The organism is Streptococcus sp. 1559, from assembly GCF_013276735.1.
Lineage (GTDB): Bacteria > Bacillota > Bacilli > Lactobacillales > Streptococcaceae > Streptococcus > Streptococcus pseudopneumoniae.
In genome coordinates this window covers 1-1,366 of the sequence record NZ_VMLO01000099.1, presented here as the reverse complement: position 1 = coordinate 1,366, position 1,366 = coordinate 1, and the positions used below count along the sequence as shown (strand labels likewise).

Genomic DNA, 1,366 nt, shown 5'->3' with positions numbered 1-1,366 from the left:
TTTTGTGTAGAAAAAAAGTCCCATATCATCTATAATGAAAAGCGACAAAATAACTCATTAGAAAGAATCATATGGAACAATTACATTTTATCACAAAACTACTCGATATCAAAGACCCTAATATCCAGATTCTAGACATCATCAATAAGGATACACACAAGGAAATCATCGCCAAACTGGACTACGACGCCCCATCTTGCCCTGAGTGCGGAAGTCAAATGAAGAAATATGACTTTCAAAAACCTTCTAAAATTCCTTATCTTGAAACGACTGGTATGCCTACTAGAATTCTCCTTAGAAAGCGTCGTTTCAAGTGCTATTATTGTTCTAAAATGATGGTCGCTGAAACTTCTATCGTCAAGAAAAATGACCAAATCCCTCGTATTATCAATCAAAAAATTGCGCAAAAGTTGATTGAAAAGACTTCTATGACCGATATTGCCCATCAGCTAACTGTCATTCGAAAGCTCAATGACTTCCACTTTGAGTGTAATGTTAGAAATCTGCCTGAGATTATGTCTTGGGACGTTGAAACAGTCCGGGGAGTGACTGTTTCAATCGGGAGATGGAGATGAGTTTCATTGCTCAGGACTTTGATAAGCTCAATATCATCACTGTTCTTGAGGGTAGAACACAAGCCGTCATTCGAGATCACTTTCTTAAATATGATAGGGTCGTCCGATGTCGAGTGAAAATTATTACTATGGATATGTTTAGTCCTTATTATGACTTAGCTAGGCGACTTTTTCCAAACGCTAAAATCGTTCTGGATCGCTTTCACATTGCGCAACATCTTAGCCGTGCTATGAGTCGTGTCCGTGTCCAAATTATGAATCAGTTTGAACGAAAATCCCATGAATACAAGGCTATTAAACGCTACTGGAAACTCATTCAACAGGATAGTCGTAAACTCAGCGATAAACGTTTTTATCGCCCTACTTTTCGTATGCACTTAACCAATAAAGAGATTCTTAACAAGCTTTTGAGCTATTCAGAAGACTTGAAACACCACTACAATCTCTATCAGCTCTTACTTTTTCACTTCCAGAACAAGGAGCCAGACAAATTTTTCGAACTTATTGAGGACAATCTAAAGCAGGTTCATCCTCTTTTTCAGACTGTCTTTAAAACCTTTCTAAAGGATAAAGAAAAGATTGTCAATGCCCTTCAACTACACTATTCTAACGCAAAATTGGAAGCCACTAATAATCTCATTAAGCTTATCAAACGAAATGCCTTTGGATTTCGGAACTTTGAAAACTTCAAAAAACGGATTTTTATCGCTCTGAACATCAAAAAAGAAAGGACGAAATTTGTCCTTTCTCGAGCTTAGCTGACTTCAACCCACTACAGTTGACAAAGAGCC

1 protein-coding gene is annotated in these 1,366 nt (G+C 37.5%); it reads left to right on the top strand.

What is annotated here, in order from left to right:
• Positions 1-71 precede the first annotated feature (71 nt).
• A protein-coding gene (locus HT688_RS10220) for an ISL3 family transposase (protein ID WP_524539349.1) occupies positions 72-1,333 on the top strand; the annotation gives its coding sequence in 2 pieces (ribosomal slippage) (positions 72-570 and positions 570-1,333; 1,263 coding nt in all).
• Positions 1,334-1,366: the final 33 nt, after the last annotated feature.